This is a genomic window from Neisseria sp. HMSC064E01 (assembly GCF_001808875.1).
Lineage (GTDB): Bacteria > Pseudomonadota > Gammaproteobacteria > Burkholderiales > Neisseriaceae > Neisseria > Neisseria sicca_A.
The window spans coordinates 46,178-49,010 of the sequence record NZ_KV794943.1 but is presented as its reverse complement, the minus strand read 5'-3'; the positions used below and the strand labels follow the sequence as shown (position 1 = coordinate 49,010).

Annotated in this window: 4 protein-coding genes; 2 read left to right on the top strand and 2 right to left on the bottom strand. The window is 52.0% G+C overall.

Translation table 11 applies throughout. The features are described from left to right. Nucleotides 1-209, top strand: a 209-nt coding sequence (locus tag HMPREF2572_RS14865; protein WP_210385299.1) for a hypothetical protein, incomplete at its 5' end; no start/stop codon positions are given. Beyond that, on the top strand, nucleotides 157-1,800 hold the full coding sequence (gene pgi, locus HMPREF2572_RS08180; RefSeq protein WP_070497597.1) for a glucose-6-phosphate isomerase: 1,644 nt from the start codon (nucleotides 157-159) through the stop codon (nucleotides 1,798-1,800). The genes HMPREF2572_RS14865 and pgi, both read left to right, overlap by 53 nt. Before the next feature lie 238 nt (nucleotides 1,801-2,038). Here the strand turns inward: pgi and HMPREF2572_RS08175 are convergent, their stop codons facing one another. Beyond that, nucleotides 2,039-2,446 carry a hypothetical protein gene (locus HMPREF2572_RS08175; RefSeq protein WP_070497596.1) on the bottom strand — a complete coding sequence of 136 codons (408 nt, stop codon included), beginning with the start codon at nucleotides 2,444-2,446 and terminating at the stop codon, nucleotides 2,039-2,041. 61 nt (nucleotides 2,447-2,507) lie between these two features. Then, on the bottom strand, nucleotides 2,508-2,711 hold the full coding sequence (locus HMPREF2572_RS08170) for a DUF2788 domain-containing protein (RefSeq protein WP_003768561.1): 204 nt from the start codon (nucleotides 2,709-2,711) through the stop codon (nucleotides 2,508-2,510). Nucleotides 2,712-2,833: the final 122 nt, after the last annotated feature.

Here is a 2,833-nt window from a genome sequence, read left to right as displayed (position 1 = left end):
CAACGCCGTACTGGTTTAAAGTTAATCCACTAGAAAAAATAACGGCAGACAACCCGCCTTTGCCACAAACCCTAAAAACGGAAACCCACCCGTTCCCGTTTCAGACGACCTCGCGGCCGTTTTTCCCACAAAACCGTCCAACCTCAGGAGCATCCGATGAAACACCTTCACGACTTACCGGCTTGGTCAAAATTATGGATACATTTTGACGAAACCAAAGAACAACACATGCGCGAAATGTTCGAACAAGACCCGCAGCGCGCGGAACGCTACTGGCTGCAAGTCGGTGGGCTGACGCTGGATTACTCCAAAAACCGCATCACCGACGAAACCATGTCGCTGCTGACCGAGCTTGCCCGCGAAGCCGGCGTACCCGAGCGTATGCAGCAGATGTTCCACGGCGAAAAAATCAACACCACCGAAAACCGCGCCGTCCTCCACGTCGCCCTGCGCAACCGCACCAATTCCCCTATCATCGTTGACGGCGAAGACGTCATGCCTAAAGTCAACCGCGTCCTTCAGCGCATGGGTGAATTCGCACACGAAGTCCGCAGCGGCAACTGGTTAGGCTACACCAACCAAGTCATCACCGACATCGTCAACATCGGCATCGGCGGCTCCGACCTCGGCCCGCTGATGATGTGTACCGCGCTCAAACCCTTCGGACATCCGCGCCTGAAAATGCACTTCGTCTCCAACGTGGACGGCTCCCAACTGCGCGACGTACTGTCCAAAGTCCACCCCGAAACCACCCTCTTCATCATCGCCTCCAAAACCTTCACCACCCAAGAAACCCTCACCAACGCCCTGACCGCGCGCAAATGGTTCCTTGACCACGCAGGCGATGAAACCGCCGTCGCCAAACACTTCGTCGCCGTCTCCACCAACCAAAAAGCCGTTGCCGAATTCGGTATCGACACCGCCAATATGTTTGAATTTTGGGACTGGGTCGGCGGACGATACAGCCTCTGGTCAGCCATCGGCCTGCCCATCATGCTCTATTTGGGCGAAGAAAACTTCATCGAAATGCTCAACGGCGCGCACCTGATGGACCAACACTTCATCAACACCCCGCTTGAGCGCAACATGCCCGTCATCCTCGCCCTCATCGGCATCTGGTACATCAACTACTACGGCGGCGGCAGCCACGTCATCGCGCCTTACGACCAACACCTCCACCGCCTGCCCAAATTCATCCAGCAGCTCGACATGGAGAGCAACGGCAAACAAGTTACCCTCGACGGCAAAGCAGTCGGCTACGAAACCTCCCCGATTATTTGGGGCGAAACCGGCATCAACGGTCAGCACGCCTTCTTCCAACTGCTGCACCAAGGTACCCACATCACCCCGATCGACCTCATTGCCTCGCTTGAAAAACGCAGCAACCTGCGCGGCCACCACGAAATCCTGCTCGCCAACGTCTTCGCCCAAGCCGAAGCCTTCATGCGCGGCAAAACTCCCGACGAAGTCCGCGCCGAACTCAAAGCACAAGGCATGGAAGAAGCCCGCATCGAAGAGCTGGTTCCGCACAAAACCTTCTCCGGCAACCGCCCGACCAACCTCATCCTCATGGACAAGGTCAACCCCCGCAACATGGGCAGCCTGATTGCCATGTACGAACACAAAACCTTCGTCCAAGGCATCATCTGGGGCATCAACAGCTTCGACCAATGGGGTGTCGAACTCGGCAAACAGCTCGCCAAAACCATCCTCGCCGAGCTAACCGGCGAAACCGGCGTACAAAAACACGACAGCTCCACCACCCGCCTGATCAACCTTTATCTGAACACCAACAAATAAAGACAGTAGCCATCAGACAAAAAGGTCGTCTGAAAACCCAGATTTAAGGTTTTCAGACGACCTTTTTCATTCCATGTATGGCGTAGTTATAGTGGATTAAATTTATCAGGACAAGGCGATGAAGCCGCAGATAGTACAGATAGTACGGAACCGATTCACTTGGTGCTTTAAGCACCTTAGAGAATCGTTCTCTTTGAGCTAAGGCGAGGCAACGCCGTACTGGTTTAAAGTTAATCCACTATAAACCGTTAAACAGCGAAACAACAAACAAAATAACCTGCACCAAAGGCAGAGCGGCTGCAACCGTTTTGACAAACAAACGATCAGGCTTTTCCATCCTTGGAAGCTGATATTGTTTCAGCCACCACAACCCCACCAGATAAGTAAAAACCGGTACGGACGCATAAGCCGTCAAAAGACTGATGCCAATTGCAGCCTCACTGTTCCCGTAAAAATAGCGGACAATCGGTTCGGCAACCAGAGCAACCGCCACACCCCCGCACAATGCCCCGATCATTTGAACTGCAAACAGGCCCATACCGGCGACAATGCTTTGTTTTGTGTTTAATCCGAATCCTCGATTGACGGCAACGATATCTACTGCACACCATAACAGACACAACAACAGACCCGATGTCATAAACATACTCTCCCTGTTTTCTAAGCTGTTTTCAGACGACCTTTGTGCTTATTTCGCCGTCACCAACTCAAGGCAGGGCGATGAATTTAATCAGCACTTCTTTGAAAATAAAACCGAACACGCCCAAGCCCAAGACTAGGAACAAAATCGCGATGCCGAATTTGCCCGCTTTGGATTCCTTACCCAAGTTCCAAACGATAAAGCCCAAGAAGATAACCAGTCCGGTCAGGCAGATTTTCATTGCCCAGTCGGAAAATTCTGCTTCACTCATAATCGATTTCCTTATTTGATGTTGTGTGTATTTTAATGTTTTCAGACGACCTTTGGAACGCCAAGAGGTCGTCTGAAATGTAATGGCTCAGGTATAGTGGATTAAATTTAAATCAGGACAAG